Origin of the sequence: Shewanella olleyana (assembly GCF_023283825.1) — a bacterium.
In the GTDB taxonomy this organism is placed as follows: domain Bacteria; phylum Pseudomonadota; class Gammaproteobacteria; order Enterobacterales; family Shewanellaceae; genus Shewanella; species Shewanella olleyana.
In genome coordinates, this window is the sequence record NZ_JAKILD010000013.1 from 33,592 (window position 1) to 55,898 (window position 22,307).

19 protein-coding genes are annotated in these 22,307 nt (G+C 41.5%); 7 read left to right on the forward strand and 12 right to left on the reverse strand.

Going from position 1 to position 22,307, the window contains the following annotated elements; translation table 11 throughout:
* Positions 1–50: 50 nt before the first annotated feature.
* The 8 genes from mutM to L2735_RS10880 form a co-directional block, all read right to left on the reverse strand.
* A complete protein-coding gene (gene mutM / locus L2735_RS10845) occupies positions 51–866 on the reverse strand; it encodes a bifunctional DNA-formamidopyrimidine glycosylase/DNA-(apurinic or apyrimidinic site) lyase (protein ID WP_248984724.1) in 816 nt (271 codons plus the stop codon).
* A gap of 39 nt (positions 867–905) precedes the next feature.
* Positions 906–1,361, reverse strand: coding sequence for a hypothetical protein (locus L2735_RS10850; protein ID WP_248984725.1), 456 nt, complete (start codon positions 1,359–1,361; stop codon positions 906–908).
* A 459-nt stretch (positions 1,362–1,820) separates the two neighbouring features.
* Positions 1,821–2,807, reverse strand: a complete 987-nt coding sequence (moaA, locus tag L2735_RS10855) for a GTP 3',8-cyclase MoaA (protein ID WP_248984726.1) — start codon at positions 2,805–2,807, stop codon at positions 1,821–1,823.
* A 23-nt stretch (positions 2,808–2,830) separates the two neighbouring features.
* The gene (locus L2735_RS10860; protein WP_248984727.1) at positions 2,831–4,645 is read right to left on the reverse strand and encodes a bifunctional molybdopterin-guanine dinucleotide biosynthesis adaptor protein MobB/molybdopterin molybdotransferase MoeA; all 1,815 of its coding nucleotides are present in this window, start codon (positions 4,643–4,645) and stop codon (positions 2,831–2,833) included.
* 41 nt (positions 4,646–4,686) lie between these two features.
* Positions 4,687–5,271, reverse strand: coding sequence for a molybdenum cofactor guanylyltransferase MobA (gene mobA / locus L2735_RS10865; protein ID WP_248984728.1), 585 nt, complete (start codon positions 5,269–5,271; stop codon positions 4,687–4,689).
* The gene (locus L2735_RS10870; RefSeq protein WP_248984729.1) at positions 5,255–5,998 is read right to left on the reverse strand and encodes an ABC transporter ATP-binding protein; all 744 of its coding nucleotides are present in this window, start codon (positions 5,996–5,998) and stop codon (positions 5,255–5,257) included. Before L2735_RS10870 ends, mobA begins: the two co-directional genes overlap by 17 nt.
* Positions 5,998–6,705 (reverse strand): ABC transporter permease, encoded by a 708-nt coding sequence (locus L2735_RS10875; protein WP_248984730.1) that lies wholly within the window; start codon positions 6,703–6,705, stop codon positions 5,998–6,000. Before L2735_RS10875 ends, L2735_RS10870 begins: the two co-directional genes overlap by 1 nt.
* Complete coding sequence (locus L2735_RS10880; RefSeq protein WP_248984731.1) at positions 6,705–7,526, reverse strand: ABC transporter substrate-binding protein; 822 nt, start codon at positions 7,524–7,526, stop codon at positions 6,705–6,707. Before L2735_RS10880 ends, L2735_RS10875 begins: the two co-directional genes overlap by 1 nt.
* A 301-nt stretch (positions 7,527–7,827) precedes the next feature.
* Between L2735_RS10880 and L2735_RS10885 the strand changes: the two genes are divergently transcribed.
* Positions 7,828–9,210 carry a sigma-54-dependent transcriptional regulator gene (locus L2735_RS10885; RefSeq protein WP_248984732.1) on the forward strand — a complete coding sequence of 461 codons (1,383 nt, stop codon included), beginning with the start codon at positions 7,828–7,830 and terminating at the stop codon, positions 9,208–9,210.
* A gap of 3 nt (positions 9,211–9,213) precedes the next feature.
* Positions 9,214–11,343: a sensor histidine kinase gene (locus L2735_RS10890; RefSeq protein ID WP_248984733.1), complete on the forward strand. Its 2,130-nt coding sequence runs from the start codon at positions 9,214–9,216 to the stop codon at positions 11,341–11,343.
* A 651-nt stretch (positions 11,344–11,994) separates the two neighbouring features.
* Here L2735_RS10890 and L2735_RS10895 read toward each other — a convergent pair.
* From L2735_RS10895 to L2735_RS10905, 3 genes are all read right to left on the reverse strand, one after another.
* Complete coding sequence (locus tag L2735_RS10895) at positions 11,995–12,450, reverse strand: GNAT family N-acetyltransferase (RefSeq protein ID WP_248984734.1); 456 nt, start codon at positions 12,448–12,450, stop codon at positions 11,995–11,997.
* Between the two features lie 373 nt (positions 12,451–12,823).
* The gene (locus tag L2735_RS10900) at positions 12,824–13,513 is read right to left on the reverse strand and encodes a 7-cyano-7-deazaguanine/7-aminomethyl-7-deazaguanine transporter (RefSeq protein ID WP_248984735.1); all 690 of its coding nucleotides are present in this window, start codon (positions 13,511–13,513) and stop codon (positions 12,824–12,826) included.
* A 225-nt stretch (positions 13,514–13,738) separates the two neighbouring features.
* Positions 13,739–15,097, reverse strand: coding sequence for an isochorismate synthase (locus L2735_RS10905; RefSeq protein WP_428848306.1), 1,359 nt, complete (start codon positions 15,095–15,097; stop codon positions 13,739–13,741).
* Between the two features lie 336 nt (positions 15,098–15,433).
* On the opposite strand from L2735_RS10905, the gene L2735_RS10910 reads away from it, so the two are divergent.
* The 3 genes from L2735_RS10910 (at position 15,434) to L2735_RS10920 (ending at position 17,807) form a co-directional block, all read left to right on the forward strand.
* Positions 15,434–16,612, forward strand: a complete 1,179-nt coding sequence (locus L2735_RS10910) for an HD-GYP domain-containing protein (RefSeq protein ID WP_248984736.1) — start codon at positions 15,434–15,436, stop codon at positions 16,610–16,612.
* Positions 16,613–16,775: 163 nt separating this feature from the next.
* Positions 16,776–17,432, forward strand: a complete 657-nt coding sequence (locus L2735_RS10915) for a paraquat-inducible protein A (protein ID WP_248984737.1) — start codon at positions 16,776–16,778, stop codon at positions 17,430–17,432.
* 177 nt (positions 17,433–17,609) lie between these two features.
* A complete protein-coding gene (locus tag L2735_RS10920) occupies positions 17,610–17,807 on the forward strand; it encodes a hypothetical protein (RefSeq protein ID WP_248984738.1) in 198 nt (65 codons plus the stop codon).
* 94 nt (positions 17,808–17,901) lie between these two features.
* Here L2735_RS10920 and L2735_RS10925 read toward each other — a convergent pair whose 3' ends face one another.
* Positions 17,902–18,843, reverse strand: coding sequence for a YeiH family protein (locus L2735_RS10925; protein ID WP_248984739.1), 942 nt, complete (start codon positions 18,841–18,843; stop codon positions 17,902–17,904).
* Positions 18,844–19,033: 190 nt separating this feature from the next.
* On the opposite strand from L2735_RS10925, the gene L2735_RS10930 reads away from it, so the two are divergent.
* Together L2735_RS10930 and ccoG are read left to right on the forward strand one after the other, a co-directional pair.
* Positions 19,034–20,488, forward strand: coding sequence for a sigma-54 interaction domain-containing protein (locus L2735_RS10930; RefSeq protein WP_248984740.1), 1,455 nt, complete (start codon positions 19,034–19,036; stop codon positions 20,486–20,488).
* Between the two features lie 190 nt (positions 20,489–20,678).
* Positions 20,679–22,199, forward strand: a complete 1,521-nt coding sequence (ccoG, locus tag L2735_RS10935) for a cytochrome c oxidase accessory protein CcoG (protein WP_248984741.1) — start codon at positions 20,679–20,681, stop codon at positions 22,197–22,199.
* Positions 22,200–22,307: the final 108 nt, after the last annotated feature.

The window sequence follows — 22,307 nt, forward strand, 5'->3', positions numbered from 1 at the left end:
GTTTAAGTTGGGGCTTTTTAATTTTGTCCAGAACAAGCTAAGTACTCACATTAGTTAGTCTGGCAAAGCCCACAAAATACTGTGGTGCGTTGACCCAGCTTAATTTCACTGAGTAAATTGCCACATGCTGTGCAGCTTTCCCCGCCTCTACCATATACGTGTAGCTTTTGCGCAAAATAACCCGGTTTACCTTCTGCGTTGGTGAAGTCTTTAAGTGTTGTACCACCTTGTTTAATCGCTTGGGCGAGGATTTGTTTCACTTCGGTGACCAATATAGTCAGCCTTTCAATGTCGATATTGCCTGCCGCCGCTTTAGGGTGAATACCAGCCGCAAATAATGCTTCATTAGCATAGATATTGCCTACTCCGACAACGATATGATTATCCATCAAGCACAGTTTGATGGCTTTTTTCTTATTGGCTAATGCTGTTTGTAACTGCTGTGGGTTAAAAGCATCACTTAAAGGCTCAGGTCCGAGTTTTACCAGCAACGGATGAGCTTCTTCAGGCAATTCATACCAAAGCCAAGCGCCAAACCTGCGAGGGTCGTTATACCTAAGTACCCGACCATTTTCTAATACCAGATCAATATGGTCATGTTTTTCGACTGGGGTATTGGCAGGCAATATTCTTAAGCTACCAGACATACCTAAATGCACAATGGTGATACCTACATCCGTATCGATGAGTAAATATTTAGCACGACGTCTGACTTGCTTAATCGTTTGGCCAATGATGTTTTTACAGATGTCAGGAACTGGCCAGCGTAGAGAGGCATTTCTAATGACGAGATCTCGAACAGTCTGATCCACAAGGTGTGGCGATATGCCTTGTTTGGTGACTTCAACTTCAGGTAATTCAGGCATAAGTATCCATGTCAGTGACGTTTAAATATTGGTATTAGATTATTTACTTGAGATAACGGGTATTAGATCACTTCGTAAACTTGGCGGAATTTGATACCAGTTCTCAGCTGCCGACTGCAATAAGCCTTGTTGTGGATAGTATTGCCAATGCTGCGCTTGCTGCTGGTGGTTAATTGCAATGCTCAATGAGAGTGGAGTGGGTAACTGTTCTAGCTCTTCCTCTGTCATATTAATGGCTGAAATCGCCAGTTCAGACCACGCTTTTGCTAAAGGCTGGCAGTTCAATACAGTTTCCTTACAACCCCATGTACTATCTGATTTATTAAGCCAAATACCACTAAATTGTAATTGGGTTAATTGGTTTTGCTCATCAAATAATGCATGGGCATCATCGGGCATTTTATTGGTTTTAGAGTCGATAAACGTCAGCACTGCGACCATAAAGACGCAAGCTATGATGAGAATGTTATTCCACTTCTTTCGAGATAAAGCCATAAGCTAAATGCGTTACAGATAGTAAGTTAGATTGATACTGATAGTGTATAGCAAAACCGTCCCGAGCAAAAAGTGAATAGTTTTAGCGTGTGGAAAACAGGTTTTAATGAGGAATTTTGGGCAATAAAAAGGTGATGCCGTGCTGGCATCACCCTTAGCTATAAGTTGTTGGCGTTATATACCCAAACAACTTGAAGATACGTGTTTCAGAGCTTCACCGTGTTTTCAATACTAGGCGCGTTAATGCGGTAATGTAGGTACCTTATAAATTAGCGCAACAACGTAGTGGGAACACGGTGAAACTCCCTGAGGGCAAGTTTTACACGCGTTTATGCTGCGTTATTGATTTTGAAAAGGGAATAACCATTACCCGCAATCAATGCCTTACCTAAACGCGTGTAAATTCTTGCTGAAATCGAGCATCTTCAGCTTGTTTGGGTATAAACGGATAACGAATCACTATCCACCGGTAGAATTCATGAAACGCAAAATTTGTACGTCATCATCAGTACCAAAGTAATGTTCTTTTGGCTTGTGCTGAATACCTTCTAATATGGCATCTTTTAGTTTGCCGATATCGCCAGGGAATTCACGTACAATTGACTTAAGATCGACAGAATTCTCGTTACCTAAACAAAGTAATAAACGTCCTTCAACAGTAACTCTCACCCGGTTACACTCGTGGCAGAAGTTATTACTGTGAGGTGAAATAAAGCCAATGTGAATATCACTGTCAGCCATCTTGTAATAACGCGCTGGGCCGCCAGTACGCTTGCTTGATGGCAACAAAGGGTAAGTCTCTGAGATTATGCCTTTGACTTCTTCACTTGAACAATGACGGCTACGTTTACGCTCATCCATTACCCCAAGTGGCATTTCTTCAATGAATGAAATGTCTAACCCTCTTTCACGACAGAAGTTAATCAAATCAATGACTTCATGATCATTTTTACCGCGTAAAATTACCGCGTTTATTTTGATATGTTTAAAACCGGCAGCTTTAGCTGCATCAATACCAGCAATGACTCGCTCGACTTTGCCGTTACGGGTCATTTCAGTAAATAGCTCGGGATTTAAGGTATCTAAACTGATGTTAAGACGTTTTAGACCGGCATCATGCATTGGCTGAGCAAGCTTACTTAAGCGTGAACCATTGGTCGTCATGGATAAGTCATCTAACCCTGGCAGCTTGCCCAGTAAATCAATTAACTTATCGCAGTCTGTTCTGACTAACGGCTCGCCACCGGTTAGACGGATTTTCTTCACGCCTAACTCGGTAAAAGCCTGTGCTATCCATGCAAGTTCTTCAAGGCTTAATACCTGTTCTCTTGGTAAAAAGCTTGGATCTTCACTCATGCAATATACACAGCGAAAATCACAACGGTCAGTGACCGATAAACGTAAGTATTCTACTTTTCGATTAAACTTGTCGACTATTAAACTCATGAATTAGCACATCTTTTGGTTAGTTATAACAGTTCAGCGAAAGGCTGAATGTAGACTTGTTGGCCCGGTATGACTGACTCGTCGGCTTCACCGATCACAATCAGACAATTTGCTTTGACCATTGAGTTCAACATCCCTGAACCTTGTGCCCCAGTAGAGGCCACATGTAAACGTCCATCATTGCTTAAATGATACTGACCACGGACAAACTCTGTTCGTCCTGTTCTGCTGCGCAAAATACTATCGGTAATTGCAGGTAAATACTGTGGCGTATAGTTGATTTCGCCAGCAAGTTTGCGAATAGCTGGTTGAACGAATTGTAAAAACGACACCATTACAGCAACAGGATTGCCAGGTAAACCGAAAAATAGGCTGTCATTCACTTTACCGAACGCCAGTGGTCGACCTGGACGCATGTTAATACGCCAGAAGTTAATTTCGCCAATTTTGGCTAATACCGTTTTAATGTAATCTGCATTACCCACTGAAACGCCACCTGAGCTGATAACAATGTCGGCATCAACACTGGCTTGTGATAACGCTGCTGTTAACGCATCTTCACTGTCTTCAATAATGCCTAAGTCAATCACCTTACAACCTAACTTCTGCGCCATTGATTTTATGGTGTAGCGATTAGAATCGTAAATACAGTTAGCTTTTAGTGGTTCACCAGGTTGACTGACTTCATCACCTGTTGAGAATACGGCAATGGTTGGTTGCTTAACCACATCAGCAGTTGGCAGGCCTAAAGAAGCTAATAAGCCCTGTTCAGCAGCATGTAAGCGATGACCTTTAGCTAATGCGAGAGCATCTTTGGCGATGTCTTCACCCGCTAAACGCACATGTTGACCTTCAATCACTTTACCTTGTAACTGAACTTGGCCATCTTGCTCGATGACCAACTCACGCGCTTCAACAGTATCCGCGCCTTGCGGCACTGTGGCACCGGTCATAATACGTACAGCTTCGCCTGCGGCTAACACGCTTGGATACTCGTGACCTGCTAAGACCTCACCCATCAGCTTAAGCGGGGCGACAGGATTTGCAGGACTATTGTCTTGGCTGTAAGCAAAGGCATAACCGTCCATGGCTGAGTTAGTTTGCTGCGGCACATTCACAGGCGAAATAGCATCAGATGCTAGAACGCGGTTAGCGGCCTCATCAATTGCCACTTGCTCACTGTCTGTTAACGGCTTAACCATCGCCATTAATTGCTCTAAACCTTGGGCGACAGATAAAAATTTCTGCTCGTCTGATACTGCAGTCGCTTGAGCTGGAATTGGCAACTCAATATCAGGGGCTTGCCAGTTTGTTTGGTACTCAATGACAAAATCAGCAATTTGGCCGACATTGTTTAAATCTAAACGGGCGAGATCTGCTGGTGTTTCAGTATCATCACAGCAAGCGATAGCCACAATATTGTCATCATGGGTATGAATGAGTGGTTTACCATGGGCGGCGCGGTGCAGCTCAATTTTAGGTAGTTCAAGCTTTTTAAAGCCTTCGACCAAAACGATATCCACTTTATCCGCTTCAATTTGTGCTAATAGGTGCGGTAATTGAGGATCACCTTCAACGGCATCTTCAGTCATTAGAGCCCAACGAACATGAGAGGCAACCAGCATTTGCTTAGCACCAGCTTTACGCATTTCGTAGCTGTCTTTGCCCGGAATATCGACATCGAAATTATGATGAGCATGTTTGATAACGGCTAAACGAACTCCGCGGCGATTAAGTTCTGGGATCAATTGTTTTAATAAGGTGGTTTTACCGGTGCCACTATAGGCACAGAATCCGAGTACTGGAATATTAAGCGGATTGGAAAACGGTATACTCATAAAGACCTCATTGTTGACTTATCATGGCGTGTTGCCACAAATTATTTGGCATTCTCGATGACAAGTTTTTGTTCAAGTGTATTTACATTCACAAATGCATTCGGTTGGTCTGCAAAGCTTGTGACCACATATTTGTGTTGTTCATACCAAAGGAAAATTTTTCGGTCGCCAGCATCAAGAAATGCCTGCATTGACGCTTTTAAATGTGGTTTAAGTAATAAAACCACTGGCTGGTGGTGCTCGCCATCGCTGGCAACCACGATATCGGCATCAGCTTCTTTGAGTGATGCATACATGCGCTCACACAAGTCTGTGGGTAGCATTGGGCTGTCACATGGCACTACTAACAGTAAGTCGGCCTGGGTTTGTCCCATTGCGGTGACCATCCCCGCCAAAGGTCCTAAATAACCAGACTCTAAGTCGCTGATCACCGGATAACCAAAAGCTGCATATTCTGCTTGGCTGCGGTTGGCGTTAATCATAATAGAATCAACTTGAGGCTTAACGCGATCGATAGTGTGAGCGATCATCGGTTTGCCGCTTAGCTCAACTAAGCCTTTGTCGATCCCGCCCATTCTTCTGGCCATACCGCCAGCTAAAATCACCGCATCAATTTGCACTGACATAGTGAAACTCCTGAGACTGCTCAAAGCGAGGTATATGGTTACTTTCAACAACTTTTTGCTCTGAAATATGCCAGTGTTTATGGCATAAAGCTGTTAACCCACAGGTTTGATGACTACTGATAAGCAGTCCAGTACCTTCTTGTTTTAAAATATTAATCATGGCTAAAACCAGTTTTTGTGATTGCTTATCCATGTTAGAAATTGGTTCATCAAGCATCAGCAACTTAGGCTGAGTAATCCAAGCTCTCGCAACGGCTAAACGTTGTCGCTCTCCGCCTGAAAGATCGGTTGCATCGCTTTTAAGCAATGAGCCTAATTGGGCCATTTCAATGGCTTGGGTAATTCTGTCTTGCTGCTCTTGGGCACTAAAACGTCCTTTGGGAAGGGCGTATCGCAAATTATATTCAACAGAGCCATCAAACAGGTAAGCATGTTGATGTAAATACACCGCTTTGCCAAGTAATGAATTGGTTTGCCACCATTTGGGGGCTGCAAACCCTGAAGCTATTACTGTACCTGAATTAGGTTTAATGATGCCGGCAATCAGCTTCATTAACGTTGATTTGCCTGAGCCATTATCGCCCTGCAGGTAAATGACATCGCCTTCGCAAAACGATAAATCGTTGAAGGTGAATAACTCGCGCTCTTTAAAGTTAATGCGCACATTTTTTGCCGTCAGTTTAGCGGTAAGTTTGGCCGTATGCTTAGCAGAGAGTTTAGTCGTCATTACTGACTCCTAGGCATGGCTTTACCACGCAAAGAACCGATAGCAAAGTTTATCACTATGGCCAAAATCAGTAGCACTAAACCTAATGCGATGGCTTGAGCAAAGTCGCCTTTACTGGTTTCAAGTGCAATAGCAGAGGGAATATTTCGGGTGTGATGCAATATGTTTCCGCCCACCATCATAGAACAACCCACTTCGGTAAGAATACGGCTAAATGCAGCGATGATAGCCAGTAAAAGTGGCACGCGTAATTCACGGCACACGGTCCAAATAGCACGTTGCCATGATGCACCTAATGTACGAGACGTTTCGTAAGCGCGTTTATCAATACTGCTAAAAGCGGCTTGTGATAGGGCGATTAATACCGGAGCACAAATCATCATTTGCCCTAAAATCATCCCTTCTTGAGTAAATAACCAGCGTAAGTCACCTAATGGCCCATTTCGAGTTAGTAGAAGGTATGCCAATAGGCCTATGACTACAGTAGGAATAGATTGTAATGTTTGGACTATGTTGGTGACAAACCAACGTCCAGGAAACTGATATGAGGCCAGTAAAAAACCCAGCATGATTGACGGTACTAATGTGATGATTAATGCCGCAAAAGAAACCGAAAAAGATACGCTTATGATAGACCATACGTCTGGGTCTAAAGAAAGCAGCAAGCTAAAAGCTTGCTGCATTAGGGCTAACCAGCCTTCATTCATTACTTATATGTTGCCTTAAACAATTGCTCTCCCTGAACTTTGAAATCATTAATCATCTGCTGAGCTTTAGGGCTAATAAACCAATCGCTCAATGCTTTCGCTCCTTGATGATTTAAATCAGGATATTTGTCTGCATTAATTAGCATGATTTGATAAGGGTTGGCTAATGCTGCGCCACCTTCAAAAGTAATTGCTAAGTCTAATTTAGATTTGTAAGCAACAAACGTACCACGATCAGTTAATGTGTATGCTTGTTTCTCATCAGTCATCAGGAGAGTCTTACCCATACCTTGACCAATTGAAGTATAGCCTGAAAAATCTGGTGTTACAGAAGCTTCTTTCCAAATTGCGAGCTCTTTCATGTTGGTGCCTGAATTGTCACCACGAGAGATGAAAGTACTCTTAGTTGAAGCCACTTTTTTGAAGGCTTCAACCACATCTTTACTGCCTGACATTTTTGCAGGATCGTTTTTAGGACCTAAAACAATAAAGTCATTTTCCATGATCCCACGAGGTGTTGTGCCATAGCCTTCATTGACAAATTCAGCTTCAGCAGCGGGTGCGTGAGTCATCACAACGTCCACATCTCCTTGACGTGCAAGCTTTAATGCCTTGCCAGTACCAGTTGCAATGACTTGCACCTTGTAACCAGACTCTGCTTCAAACGTTGGCAAAATAGCGCGCAATAGACCAGAGTTATCTGTACTCGTGGTCGTAGCTAACTTGATAACTTCAGTTGCTTCAACAGTGTCACTGACCATTGTGCTACCAAGTAATGCCATACCAATAAAAGCGGTCAAACCTGATTTAAAATTAAACATTCTGGCTCCTTGAAAATACTAAAACTGCAAAGGCACCAAGCCGTGCCAATTAATGTATTTTGAAAATGAGGGCAAAGGTTGCCCGTAACAATTTATTACAAGGCAATTATTATGCCACTACGAGTCTGAAAAGCTTGATCACGACAAAAATTGAAACTGTGATCTAAGTCTCGCACTAAGCTTATGGTTTACAGACAAATTGTCCCATAGGTCTAATTCTGTAGGGCAAACTGACCCACTGTCGGATTTTTAGTGGTACGATAATGTTAAATCTAGTCAAAATGTCCAAAGTAGAAGCCATATGAACAATAATGAACCAAATTCAAAGCCGTTACCTACAGCTGTTTCGGTATTGATTGTTGATGATGAACCAGGGATGCGTAGCTTTCTGAAAAAGGCATTATCAAAGAAGTTTGCATTAGTTGAAACGGCATCCACCATTGAAGAAGCTGAAAAGCTTCGTAGTCGAGGCCATTTTGACTTATTGATTGTCGATATTCGTTTACCAGATCGCTCTGGTATTGAATGGCATGAAGCATTAAATGAAAAAGAGCGCCGTTCTGATATCATTTTCATGACTGGCTATGCTGATATGGATGTTGCCATTAAGGCGCTGCGAGCCGGTGCATCTGATTTCATTATGAAGCCATTCCATTTAGAACAAATGATGACATCGGTGGATCGTTGTATTGAACGCCGCTTACTGAAGCGTGAAAACTTTATGCTCCGCCGCGAGCTATCGAGTGGTCATTCAACCACTATGATTGGTAACAGTGATGCAATGATAGAAGTAAAACAAGTCATTGAACGTGTTGCGCCAACAAATGCAGTGGTGTTAATTGAAGGTGAGTCAGGAACGGGTAAAGAACTCGTTGCGAGACAATTGCATCAATTAAGCGGCCGTACAGGACCATTTGTACCGGTTAACTGTGGCGCAATCGCCCCTGAGCTATTAGGCAGTGAATTGTTTGGTCACACAGCTGGCGCGTTTACTGGCGCAAAAGGTAATCGTGAAGGGTTATTTCACTTTGCCACAGGTGGCACCATCTTTTTGGATGAAATTGGCGAAATGCCAATGAAAATGCAAACAGCGTTATTGCGTGTGCTTGAGCAAAAAGCGATAAGACCCGTTGGTAGCGAAAAAGAAGTCGCTATTGATGTCAGGGTTGTCGCAGCAACTAACCGCACCCTGTCAGAGGAAGTGGCTGAAGGTAATTTCCGTAGTGACTTATACTATCGCTTAAATGTATTAAATATCTTGATCCCTCCATTACGCACTCGTCCAGAAGATGTGATTGAGCTGACGCATCATTTTACTTGGCAACTTGCCCGTGAATTAGGTGTCAAAGAAGTCGTGTGGAGTCATGAAGATTTACAAGTGCTGCAACAGCACGAGTGGCCAGGAAACATCCGTGAACTGCGTAACATGATTGAGCGATGTATTCTGCTTGGCAAGCCCCCTGCAGAATATTGGAAGAAAAATGAACAAGCAGAAGCAGTGACTCAAGCGGGTTACCCATTGACCTGGCCGTTAAAAGAAGTTGAAAAGCAGCATGTGATGAGTGTGGTTGATTCTCATAGTGGCAATAAATCTGCTGCAGCAAGAGATTTAGGTGTGTCTCGTAAAACACTGGATCGTAAATACAAAGAATGGTTTGAAGTTGAATCGGATAAGGAAGACTAAATAGTGTCTGTTTTTAGTCAGTTTTTTGGAGTCAGTTGGCAGCAAATGCAAGCCAAGGTGCGTTATCGCATTCTCATCTTAACTTTATTACCGATTTTACTGACGTTAATTAGTTTAGTGTTCATCACGATTTACTGGAATATCAGCTATACAGGCAAGCAGCTGTTCATGAAGGTTAAAGCTGATTTAACGGTGGCAACTAACACTTTAGAGCAAGTCCAAAAACAACAAGAAATTCAGCTTTATAATGTCAGTGAGTCTTGGGATTTTCAAAATTCATTCGCTGAGGTTGATAAAGGCAATCAAGCCGAATTAGTTAAGCTTAATCGCTATTTGATGCAGCAAAAAGATATTCTCCAGCTTGATGTTTTACGGCTAATTAGGCTTGAAGAAGCCAATGCTGATCCTGACTTACGTCAGATGTTACCTAGAGTTGAAAACCAAGCTTATTCTGGCTTAATGGTGTTATCAGCTAAACGGTTAGATCGATTAGATCCTAATTTGGCTGAACTTGCCAAAGTACCGTTATCTGCGACTATGCGGGCTCAAGAGCCTGAAAAACTGGCTGAAACTCGAGGAATGCTGAGCCGGACTTTATTACCGATACCCGATGAAACGGGTCAGGTAAGCTGGTATCTCGATGGGGCGACGTTATTTAATAGAGATACCGTTATTGTCGACCATATTCGTGACCTTGTTTACGATAAAGGCACGCTACCTGAGCGATCGATTGGTACCGTAACCATATTTTTAGATAATGCTCGCATTAGTACCAATGTGCCAATGGATATGTTCTCTCCTAATAAAGAGCTTCAATCAAGAGCATTAGGCACGCTAGTGTCAGAAGAAGTACGTCAAAAAGTCTTAGTGGAAGGCATTCCATGGGTTGATCGTGCTTTTGTGCTTAATGATTGGTTTATATCAGGCTACTCCCCACTTGAGGATATACGTGGAAACCGAATTGGGATGATCTACACCGGTTTTTCTGAAGCGCCATTCATTCATACTTATATTCTTAATATCATCGAGCTAGGCACGATATTAATGTTGGTGCTACTCGTGTCAGGCTTTTTAGTTTATCGAGGCGCAAATAGCCTACTAGAACCGATTGAACGCATTCATCATGTGGTGAAAGCAGTGCAGTCTGGTCGTGACTTACGTATTGGTGAGCTAGGTTTAGATAGAGACAACGAACTTTCAAATCTTGCTGAACAGTTTGATCATATGCTCGACTTATTACAGCGACGAAACTTACAAATTCAATCTGCAGCAGAGCAACTTGAGGTCAAAGTTGAAGAGCGAACCCGCAGCTTGCAAGATAAAACCGAAGAGTTACAACGTAACGTTGCTTTACTAAACGAAACTCGTCAGCAGCTGGTGACAAATGAAAAGCTGACCGCATTAGGTGAGCTAACTGCGGGTATTGCCCACGAGATAAACAATCCTACCGCAGTTATCTTGGGTAATATGGAGCTAATGAAATATGAGCTTGGCTCGAATGCTAAGGTGGTTGAGGAAGAGATTGAGTTAGTGATTCAACAAGTGGGTAGGATCAGCACAATTATCCGCAGTTTATTACAATATAGTCGCCCAGGTGAATTTAATGCACCTTTAGAAATGCACCTAGTGCAATCAATGATTGAAGAAGTATTAGTGTTGGTTCGTCATTCAATTGAAAAGCAAAAAGTAGAACTTATCCAGCAAATCAACACCACTGCAGAAGTTGAGGTTAATCGGCCGCAGGTGATTCAAGTATTGATTAACTTAGTTGTTAACGCCGCTCATGCTATCGAGAGTAAAGGTAAGATTTGGATTCGAGCTAATGATTGGGTAGAACATGGAAAAGTTGTCGGTGTAAAAGTTGAAGTGGAAGATGAAGGTGTGGGGATTGCACCAGAACGTCTAAGTCGAATCTTCGATCCGTTTTATACCACCCGAAAAGATGGCACAGGTTTAGGCTTATCACTTAGTTACGGCATCATTAAACGTATTGGTGGCACGATTGAGGTTAAGTCTACCCTTGGAAAAGGTACTGTATTTTCAATTGGTATTTATCATAAAGCCAAAGAGGAACACGCAGACAATCCTTATGATGGCTTACATTTTGGTGCGGTAGACGACACGATTGTTTAGCTAATGTTTACTGGTGATTATTTTTAGGCAAAAAAAAGCCGGGTGATGAACCCGGCCACAAAGAGTGTGTGAGCAATGTCGTGCTTGCAAACTCAGAGGGTTAATAGGAGATGAAGCTATTAATTAAACTGAGTCTTGGAACGCAAATAAATAGTAATCACTCTCATTATCGTTTGCAAACGTTAATTCAACAAAGTTAACAAGTTTACATTCTCTTTACACCGCTACTTAAACTCCAAGAGCTATCCTCTCCAAATAGTAATTAAAATAACCCTGAAAAACAACAGCTTATAGGTTTATTAAAACCAATGGTGGCTAAATTTAGATTTTATGATTGGCTGTGGAAGAACGAGTTTTTAAAAACGGTTAATCAATTTAAGTCGAGAAGGGATTGTTTTTTAATAAACTTTAGGCGAAAAAAAGCCAGGTGATGAGCCTGGCGTTTAAAGAGTGTATGAGCAATGATGTGCTAATTCTCAGTAGCGTTAATAGGAGATGAAGCTATTAATGAAACTGAGTTTTGGAACGCAGATAAATAGTAATCATTATCATTTGCGTTTGCAAGTTAATTGCTCAATTTTTTTAAACATTGTTATAAAAAATATAACAAATTAAAAATACTCTTGTTAACTTCTATTTAACTAATTACTTTTAAAGCACTTTCTGCAAGTGCAATTTGTTTTGAGCAATATTGCTATGACTCTCAACTTGAGTAATTTGATAGCGATTAGCCACTAACATGTTCAACATCGCTTTAAATTGGTTACGGGTTTTCACTTCAAGGCGAGCGAATCCTTGTGCGGCAGCCCATTTTTCTTGGTACTCCAGCATCGATTTCGCTAAGCCGATATTTCTAAAGTCTGCATTAACACCGCCTAACCAGCTGTAAAAGCATTGCTCGCCAGTTTGGTAACCTAATTTGAAACCCGCTAGCTCACCTTCAACGTAAGCCAGTAATATTAAACATGTCTTGTTATTTAATCTTTCTTCAAGTGATTCAATCGATTGAGCATGATCTAATTCACTGATTTGGGCAGTAAGGCTAGAGACTTTGTCAGCGAGTTCTGCAGTTAACTCAGTATGAGCTTCTATTTGGATATTTAACATTTGATCTTCCACAAGGCCGACTTATCAATCATTGTTGCTATGACACATTAATGAAGCGCAAAGCATTAATAAGTAATTCGGCAAAATACACCGCGACATTATAACTCATCGTACCAGTTCTGTGGTGGCCTCGAATAAAGAAATGCTGGATCGATCAAATTATCAGCAGTAGTTTTGAAGCTAGGCTTTAATTCAAATCTTACTGTGGTTCAGTACTACAACTGCGGTGGTTCTGTACGATAACGACTTTAGTTCGTTAACCACTGTGGTTTAGTGCGATAACTGGCGCGGTTAACAGGGGTAACTAATAGATCTAGTGATTTCACTGACAAATATTACAGTGAAATCCCTATGAGAGGTCTTGGTTAATTGCTTACATTGTTGCAGGCTTCTTGTCTTCATTTACTTCGGTGAGAGTGTCACCGTCGGTCGTAATTAGCTTTTCGCTAAGTACTTTAAGCAGTACTCCGTAAGCAGGTAAAAATAGACCTAAGCTGACGATTAGTTTGAAGGCGTAATCCACCATGGCAATTTCTGGCCAATGCTGCGCCATAAACGTATCTGTTGAGGCGTAGAAGGCAACACTGAAAAAGACGATAGTATCGACCAGATTACCAAACATAGTTGATGCCGCAGGGGCTATCCACCAAGCTTTGGCTTTGCGCATTCTAGCAAATACAGTGATATCCATTAGCTGGCCAACGAGATAAGCAACAAAGCTGGCAAAGGCGATACGAAATACAAATTGATTCCACTGTGCTAAAGATTCTGCACCTTGAAAAGCCCCTTGGTGGAATATAACACCCATCACATAGGAGATGACCAGTGCTGGTAGCATAGCTTTGAAGATGATACTGCGTGCCGCTTTTTGACCGAATATGCGTACAGTGAGATCGGTAGCTAAATACACAAATGGAAAGCTGAATGCACCCCAAGTGGTATGGTAACTAAATATCTGAAATGGAAGCTGCACCAAGTAGTTACTGGCGCAAATAATAATGATGTGAAAGCTGACCAAAAACATCAGCGCTCGGCGACATTGCGCCTGAGTGAGTTTTAACATGTTGTAGCCTTTTTATTGGGTTAGACGGGGTGAGGGAACCCGTATTTGAATATGGTTGGCAGTGTTATTGTTAGAGTGCATTAAAGATGTTTTGGATAAAATATATCGAAAACTAATCAGTATGCATTTGCCAAGGAGGACGCATTATAGTGAGCAAAAAATAAGATGCAACTCTGATATGGATAAACTAAGCGTTATTTACCATAGTCAAAATGATTTGAGTGTTTATAACTCGACTAAAATTGACAAAATTGTGGTGAGTTTATTTTCAAGTTCTTGCCACTCAGCAAGTGGATCAGAGCCTGCAACAATACCCGCTCCCGCAAAGAGGTTAATTCTACCTGGCTCAATCAAAGCGCTGCGAATTGCTACTGAAAACTCACTTTCATATTTATTGAGATAACCGCAAGCCCCAGCGTACCAACCACGGTTATAACCTTCACGCTGACGAATAAAGCTTAACGCAGACTCTTTAGGGAGCCCGCCTACAGCTGGAGTCGGATGCAAGCCTTGAAGTAATTGAAAGTCATTTACTCCAGCTTTTAACTCAGCACGAATTGAACGATGTAAATGCTGAATATGAGTCAACTTGAAAATTTTGGCTAACTCATCGGCACCAACATAGTTACTGAGCGGAGTGAGCACGTCGACAATTTGTTGTCTGACGAGCTGATTTTCATGGCTGTTTTTGGAGTCTTCCAGTAATTGATTCGCTAAAAAATCGTCTTCTTCTTGATTTAATCCACGCACTGTTGTGCCGGCTAATGCTTCAGTAAACAATTCTTTTTGTCTGCGTAAATATAAACGTTCCGGAGAGCAAGAAATAAAGGATCTATCTGGGCTAAATTGAAAACCGAACTGGAAACTATTAGGGTTTCGCCCTTGCCAACAAGCCAGCACCATCCAAGGGTCAACCACATCATTAATTTCTAACTGAGTTTGACGAGATAGCACCACTTTCGGGGTGGTTTGGTTAAACTTTGGCTGAGTGACCTGTTCAACCAGTTCTTTCCAGCGTTGATAATTGGGTAAATCACTACGACCCATTAGCGGCAATTTGTTAGGCGGCGATAGCGGTTTTGCAGGTTTTAATTGCTTAATCGCTTCAATGGCGGCTTCGCATTCTGCTTGTTGGTCAGTGTTTTCAAAATTTAGGTTAACCAACAATTTGACAATATTGCCATGACGACGAAGCTCAATACGTGGCAGTACAAATCGAGTGCGACCAAAGTCTGGCCAGCATTCTACTGTGCGGTCGAAGGCGACACCGCCATAATAGCGAATATCTTGATTACTACTTTTACCACGTTGAGATTGGTAAATTGATGATAGCAACTCATCATCAATTTCTTGTTCTTGCTTAAAGTCTTTACATGCGCCAATTGCAGCAACTTCTTCCTGTTTATCACGACCATGCCAATAAATCCGAGGATATTGCGTTTGCGCACCAAGCCAAGAAAGCAATGGAATTGACTTTGCTTCCACAGAGATCTGCACTATGTGTTCTTTGGCGTTAGCCAACTTCATAGTGTTTAGCTTGTCGATTAACTGGCTAAATTGCTCAGAAAAAATGTGGCTAGGCAACAAGGACTCCAATAACTGGTAACTCAGATAGATTAAATGAGGAAGATTTATATGGTTTATGTAAATTATGCCCTAAGTTAGTGATGGGTTCAAAAACTGTCAATCTTAAGCCGCTCATGCTGTGATCTTAATTGCTAATATAATCGTACGAATGATTATCAATCCCCTTGAATAGCTGAATTTGCGAGACGTTACATCTCGGTATAATTTCTTTGGAGTATTTAGTCGAGACGCGATAAAATACTCTGCTGAAATTTACATTTTAAAAATATTAAGTCAGAAGTATTAACACTTGATGCTAATGTTTAATAATAGTAATCGGAGAGTTACCCTTTAATGAGCCTAGTTCATGAATCAAAAGATGTCATTCGCATCCCTGTAAGCCGCTTAGGATTAGGTATGTTTGTGGTAGCAATTGATCGTAAAGAGAGCAAGGTGGCCATTAGTAATGCAGGGCAAATTAAACACCGAGACTCGATAACAAAATTAACTCAAGCTGGTATTAAATCCGTTTGGGTTGATATTGAACGCTCATCAGATAGCTGTGGTTTAAAGAAGAAAACTGCAGGCTCATTGGCTAGAAAACCTGTCGCCACACGCGAAACCAAGCAAGCTCAGGCTAAAAAAATTCTCAGCGAAGCTAAAAACTTAGTACGCAAAGTATTATCTGAAACCTATGAAGGAAAGGCAGTAGAAGTTGCCCCTTTTGAAGACATTGCCGACAAAATGATTGAGTCAGTAATGGATGATGCCGATGCGCTTAAATGTGTCTCAGCACTGCGAACTAAAGATGCTTATTTACTTGAGCACTCGGTTAATGTTGCGTTTTTGCTGGTGACATTTGGTAAGCATCTTGAGCTGGATAAAGGCTTACTAAAAGAAATGGCTGTCGGTGGTATTTTACATGATATTGGTAAAATCCAAGTCGATAACAAGATTTTACACAAGCCCGGCAAGCTCACTGATGAAGAGTTTGAAGAAATGAAAAAACATCAGGTATATGCTGTCGACATCATGAAAGAGACTGAAGGTTTATCGCAAGTCAGTAAAGATGTTTGCTTAATGCATCATGAAAAGCTTGATGGAAATGGCTACCCAAAAGGACTTAAGGGGGATGAAATCCCGCAACACGGCCGAATGAGTTGTATTGTTGATATCTTCGATGCCTTAACAGCAACTCGTTGCTACAAAGAGGCCATGAGCCCTGCCGCAGCATTCAAAATTTTAATGAAATTAACGCCATTTCACCTTGATCAAAGCTTAGTGTATGAGTTCATTCGTTGTGTAGGTATTTACCCTGTTGGATCACTGGTGCAGTTATCCGATGAAAGAGTGGGTATTGTATGGGAGTCAAAGGGACGCGATGCACTCAATCCGGTGGTTAAATGTTTTTATTCCTTAAAACATAGACGCTATACCGATGTCATTTTTGTGGATTTACGCAAGTCAGATTTGAATATTGAACGCGGTATATCCCCGCGTTCTTTAGAAGTTGACCCGAGCCCATTTTACTAATTCGCTGCTAAAACCACTTGAAAGATCATCAAGCCTTATTTTAGTCAATTTTAATTGCTGTGAAATCCTCATTTAGCCTTAACCAATTAAGTAACTTCATTCTTTTTACTCATTCTTGTTGTATATTCCCCTGACGTGGTTCGATTAATTTCGTGGAGACAAAATGAAATCCTTAGTTAGCATTAGTGTCATCATTCTTTGTTTAGCTTTACTTTTCCCTGGAGTGACACAGCCAATTTTGACCATACAAGGCAGTATCGAAAAAGCCGAATTGGTGGAGACTGGGGTTAATATGTTTACCGAAAGTTTATCGGAAAGCTCCCGTGGCAATGCACGCAGCATGATGGACATGGCGATAAGTATGTTTGGCTTCGATGCTATTGAAGGTGAAGTAGAGGTTTTTTATAAAACACGTAGCATTTTGGATACGGTAAATGAGTTATACCAGTCGAACAATGTGTTTGTGGCAGGATTAGTTGGTTTATTTAGTGTGGTATTTCCTGCGCTGAAGCTATTACTGATGCTCGTTATCTGCTTGCCTTGGTTTAGCCAGCAGAAACAGAGTGTCATTAAAGTTATCAGTGCGATTGGCAAGTGGTCTATGGCTGATGTTTTCGTTGTCGCGCTAATTATAGTGTATATGGCAGGTAATGCTTCAGCGGGCATGGGAGAGCTGTTGAAAACCACCGCGCAATTTGAAATTGGTTTTTATTTTTTCAGTGCATACTGTGTTTTTTCCATTGCTAGTCATTGGTTAGTCTCTCGTTGTTTTATTAAGCCTGCTCAAAGTTCTGCACCCAAGAGTGAGCCAAGCAATTAATATCAGTGACTAAAATCTTTAAAAATCAAACGTGATTGAAAGTGTAAATTGAAAGTGTAAATCTGCATAACTTAGATACAATCAGTATTGGCGGGATAAATAGACAATTTAGATAATTACCTAGAGTATTCTAAATTGAGGCAATGAGGGTTTTGATAATCCCATTGTTTAAAAATATTGTTTAAAAGCCAAGCCCAAATCAAACTATTTAAAGCTATTGCCATTATTAGCTTATGTATTATTGCCGTGGTTGCATCAGTGCAAACCACGGGTTTAGTGCGTGCGGTTATTGAACTAATCGCATTTGGTGGGCTAATTGCACTTGCGCTAGCTAAGCCATACATTCAGCCCCAAGATGCTCAAGATACTGAGTAAGTACTTCCGTTCCCAATTTTAAATCTAAACTCACACCATAAACCTCAAACCTGACAAACTAGATTCTCGTTTTATCCTTCATTGATGTAATCGGTTATTGACCCGTCCACAGTATATAAGCCAGTGATGAGCTACCTATCGCTAACCAAAGTAATACGCCCAGCAATAATGGTTTCGGCCCATTAGCACGCATTTTACTTACGGTAATGCCTGCACCGATTAAGAATAAACACACAATCAATAATTGTTTCGATACGCTAAATAATACCTCATAGACTGGCTGACCCTGAGGGACGAAGTAAGCCGTGAGAATTGCTAAGCAATAGAAACCAATAAAGTAGGGAATCGATATTTTTGATTTATCGCCGCCAAAGATAATTGCGCTGAGTAACGCAATAGGAATAATCCACAATGCGCGAGCTAATTTGATAGTGGTTGCCGTTTTTAAAGCTTCATCACCATAAGCTGACGCTGCGCCCACTACCGAAGAGGTATCGTGAATGGCAATGGCACTCCAAACTCCAAAATCATACTGACTTAAGGATAGAGCATGCCCAATGGTTGGGAATAAGAATAGCGCGGCAGAATTGAGTAAGAAAATACAGGCTAGTGATACTGCTATTTGATCGTTCTTAGCATTAATCGCTGGCGCGACAGCAGCGATAGCACTGCCGCCACAAATTGCAGTACCACAGCTAATCAAATGACCGGTTTTATCATTCAATTTCATTAACTTGGTTAATCCAAACCCTAAAACCAAGGTGAAGAATATCGAACCAACGATTAAGCCTAAGTTATTGCTACTGGCGGCTATTGCTTCAGGCAAGTTAATGCCAAAACCTAAACCGACTATTGAGTAAGCTAACAGTTTTTTAGTTATTTTATTTAAATCGATCGACGCTGGCACCATGCCTAAACTGGCAAGGGTAAAGCCCATAAGCAAGGCTATAGGGGAAGAAATGAAGGGAGCCAAACAGATCAAACCTACGGCAATAAATAGCCAAAGTTTGAATTGCGCTGAAAAACCAGTTGTCATGAACAATCACTCAAAATATTGATGAGTCATTGTAACAACTCAGATGGCATTGAACGATAACTGAAAATGAAAAAGCACCAGCTTAGGTGAGTTTTACGAACTTATATGAGTGAATCATCTAATTGAGTCGCGAAATATCGTGACTTGGCTATAATGATAGGATTATTAGCATTCATACGGATGGTTTTCGATGACATCTCCACAAGATTTTGCCACAAGCCACTTTCTGCCAGAAAACACGCTGTTACTTAATGCCATAACTGAGGGTGTTTATGGCTTTGATCTTGATGGTAATGCCGTGTTTATTAACCCAGCAGCAGAGCAAATGACAGGCTGGAAAAGTGCTGAGCTTATTGGCAATAATATTCATGATTGTCATCATCATAGTCATGCCGACGGTAGTCATTACCCTCAACATGATTGCCCTATATATCGGACATTACATGACGGTATTGCTCGCCAAGTTACTGAGGATGTATTTTGGCGTAAAGATGGCAGTTGTTTCCCTGTTTATTACAGCTCTACCCCTGTATACGATAACGGCGTGTTAATTGGTGTTATCGCGATATTTCGAGACGTCAGTATTCAAAAACATACCGAAGACTCATTACGAGAGGCGCTAGCGCAGGTGCAGGCATTATCTGAGCGACTTGCTTCCGAAAACCAGTATTTGCTCACTGAACTACAGGGTAAACAAGGTGCGATGGGCCTGTCTGGAAACAGTGAAGCCATTAATCATTTAACCCAGCAAATTAACTTAGTGGCCAATACCGATAGTACGGTGCTTATTTGTGGTGAAAACGGTACAGGTAAAGAGCTGGTGGCCAGAAGTTTACACCAATTAAGTCACCGCAAAGATCACCCTTTAGTCAGTGTTAACTGCGCAGCTTTTTCAGCATCTATATTAGAAAGTGAACTGTTTGGCCATGAAAAAGGGGCTTTTACCGGTGCTGTAAGTCGGCGCAAAGGTCGCTTTGAGTTGGCGCACAATGGCACTTTATTCCTAGATGAAATTGCTGAATTAAGTCTGGAGGCTCAGTCAAAATTATTGCGGGTTATTCAAGAGCAGTCTTTTGAACGAGTAGGGAGTAGTGAAACCATTAAGGTCAACATTCGACTCATTGCCGCGACTCACCATGACTTGCAAGCACGAGTGGAGCAAGGCTTGTTTAGAATGGATTTGTATTATCGCCTTAATGTGTTTCCTATTATTGTGCCGCCTCTGCGTCAGCGACGAGAAGATCTTCCTGCTTTAGTGAGTGATTTAGTGGCTTCTTTAAGTCAGAAGTTAGCTAAAAAAATCACTAAAGTGAGTGCACAAGGTTTAAAGAAACTTCAGCAATATACTTGGCCTGGTAATGTCCGTGAATTGCAAAACTTAATTGAGCGTGAGATTATCCTGACTCAAAATCAAACTTTGGACTTTGATAGTTTATCCCTAAGACACTCTCAAACTGGCTCTGAAAAATCAGATGCAGCCACTAAACCTTTATTAACTATGGCGCAAGCCGAAGCTGCGCATATCACCAACACACTTGAAGCGGTTCAATGGCGAATTTCGGGGCCAAACGGCGCTGCAGCTATGCTTGATATGCCGCCAAGTACCTTACGTTCGAGAATGAAAAAGTTATCCATTAGCCGATAGATGATTTTGTATATCTCAATGATAAGTTCGATTGGGTCACGATATATCGCCAATTAGTGATATATCGTGACTTATTAAGCGGTGAATATTATTTATAGCAACTAAAATCAATAACTTATGATTTTATTGTGATTGGCCTAGCTTTTGCTATTTAGCGTACAGCTAATAAGAGAAACCTAGGAACCACACAATGTCAGATCCAGCATCGTCAGAGTCAGTATCAAGTCGGTCACCCGCCTCTTCCGCCCAGCGTATTCCCATTGTTAATGTCAGCGCATCAGGAAAAATTCACGTTAGAGAGCAGAAAGGCGTATTTCAAAAAATCCGTCAGCATACTAATACTTTACTGATTGCGATATTTTTCCTGATCCCTTTCATCAATTTCAACGGGCGTCAGGCTACTTTGTTTGATGTGACCGAGCAGCAATTTTTCTTTTTCAATACCACCTTATGGCCACAAGACTTTACCGTGTTGGCTTGGGTCTTTATGGCTGCCGCATTCGCATTGTTTTTTGTCACGGTATATTTCGGCCGAATATGGTGTGGATTTTTGTGTCCACAAACTGCATGGACGGCGATGTTTATGTGGATTGAAGCGAAAGTTGAGGGTAATCATCATCACCGCACCGCATTAGATAAAGCGCCTTTATCTGTTAGTAAAGTCAGTAAAAGAGTATCAAAACATTCAGCTTGGGCAGTTATGGCATTAATCACGGGTTGCGGTTTTATGGCTTATTTTATGCCAGCTCGGTCGCTGTACATTGATATCTTTAGCTTTAGCAGCGGATTCTGGACTGGCGTTTGGGTGTGGTTTTTTGCCTTATGCACCTACCTAAATGCAGGCTGGATGCGTGAAATGATGTGTTTGCATTGTTGTCCGTATTCGCGTTTTCAGGCCGTCATGTTTGATTCCAACACCAAAACAGTGAGCTATGATGCCGCGCGCGGTGAAAACCGTGGACCGCGAAAGCGTAATAAGAGACAAGAAACACAAACCAGTGACAACAAGCCTGCAGGCTTAGGTGATTGCGTCGATTGCCATTTGTGTGTCGATGTATGCCCAACGGGCATAGATATTCGTAATGGTTTGCAGTATGAATGCATTAATTGCGGTGCTTGTGTGGATGCCTGTAATCAAACCATGGAGAAGTTTGGTTATTTACCAAACTTGATTAGTTTTACCAGTGAAAATGCGCTTGAAAAAAACCAAAAACCATCGATTTGGTCTACCAAAGCGATTGGCTACGCCAGTGCTTTAGCCATTATGCTGCTAATGATTGTGATGGACTTACAAAGCAAAACTGATATCGAGTTAAATGTCATTCGTGACAGACAAAGCCTTTACCGCATAGTAAGCAATGAACCTAATCAAGTCATTGAAAATACTTATTTATTAAAAATCCGTAATAAGACCCAACAAGCTAGCTTTTATAAAATCAGTGTTGGTGTAGATACGATGTCTACTTATGAGTTTGAAATACAAACTGATAAATTGGTGCTGATAAAAGCTGCTGAGCAGCTTGAATACCCTGTGACGGTAAGTAGCTCAGTTAAGCCTATAACTGTCGGTGGGTCATCAACCAAACAGGTGCCAACAACGTCATACGATGCTGTGACATTTATTGTGACGGAAGTGAACTCTGCAGGAGAAATTGCATCCAGCCAAACTCTCAATCAAGTGGCTCAAGAGTCACGCTTTTTTAGGCCGTAAACTGAGAAGCGTGATAAAAATTGTGGAATCAATGTGATATTACGCTCTGAGTTCCAACTTAGAGCGAGTTGAATAAATAATGAACTATTATAGTGCCTTAGGTAATAG

Excerpts from the sequence above, each read along its gene's own strand:
- L2735_RS10850 (WP_248984725.1), bottom strand. The coding sequence starts at position 1,361 with ATGGCTTTATCTCGAAAGAAGTGGAATAACATTCTCATCATAGCTTGC.
- L2735_RS10885 (WP_248984732.1), top strand. The coding sequence starts at position 7,828 with ATGAACAATAATGAACCAAATTCAAAGCCGTTACCTACAGCTGTTTCG.
- L2735_RS10895 (WP_248984734.1), bottom strand. The coding sequence starts at position 12,450 with ATGTTAAATATCCAAATAGAAGCTCATACTGAGTTAACTGCAGAACTC.
- L2735_RS10915 (WP_248984737.1), top strand. The coding sequence starts at position 16,776 with ATGAAATCCTTAGTTAGCATTAGTGTCATCATTCTTTGTTTAGCTTTA.
- L2735_RS10875 (WP_248984730.1), bottom strand. The coding sequence starts at position 6,705 with ATGAATGAAGGCTGGTTAGCCCTAATGCAGCAAGCTTTTAGCTTGCTG.
- L2735_RS10910 (WP_248984736.1), top strand. The coding sequence starts at position 15,434 with ATGAGCCTAGTTCATGAATCAAAAGATGTCATTCGCATCCCTGTAAGC.
- ccoG (WP_248984741.1), top strand. The coding sequence starts at position 20,679 with ATGTCAGATCCAGCATCGTCAGAGTCAGTATCAAGTCGGTCACCCGCC.
- L2735_RS10930 (WP_248984740.1), top strand. The coding sequence starts at position 19,034 with ATGACATCTCCACAAGATTTTGCCACAAGCCACTTTCTGCCAGAAAAC.
- mutM (WP_248984724.1), bottom strand. The coding sequence starts at position 866 with ATGCCTGAATTACCTGAAGTTGAAGTCACCAAACAAGGCATATCGCCA.
- L2735_RS10900 (WP_248984735.1), bottom strand. The coding sequence starts at position 13,513 with ATGTTAAAACTCACTCAGGCGCAATGTCGCCGAGCGCTGATGTTTTTG.
- L2735_RS10860 (WP_248984727.1), bottom strand. The coding sequence starts at position 4,645 with ATGAGTATACCGTTTTCCAATCCGCTTAATATTCCAGTACTCGGATTC.
- L2735_RS10870 (WP_248984729.1), bottom strand. The coding sequence starts at position 5,998 with ATGACGACTAAACTCTCTGCTAAGCATACGGCCAAACTTACCGCTAAA.
- L2735_RS10925 (WP_248984739.1), bottom strand. The coding sequence starts at position 18,843 with ATGACAACTGGTTTTTCAGCGCAATTCAAACTTTGGCTATTTATTGCC.
- mobA (WP_248984728.1), bottom strand. The coding sequence starts at position 5,271 with ATGTCAGTGCAAATTGATGCGGTGATTTTAGCTGGCGGTATGGCCAGA.
- L2735_RS10880 (WP_248984731.1), bottom strand. The coding sequence starts at position 7,526 with ATGTTTAATTTTAAATCAGGTTTGACCGCTTTTATTGGTATGGCATTA.
- moaA (WP_248984726.1), bottom strand. The coding sequence starts at position 2,807 with ATGAGTTTAATAGTCGACAAGTTTAATCGAAAAGTAGAATACTTACGT.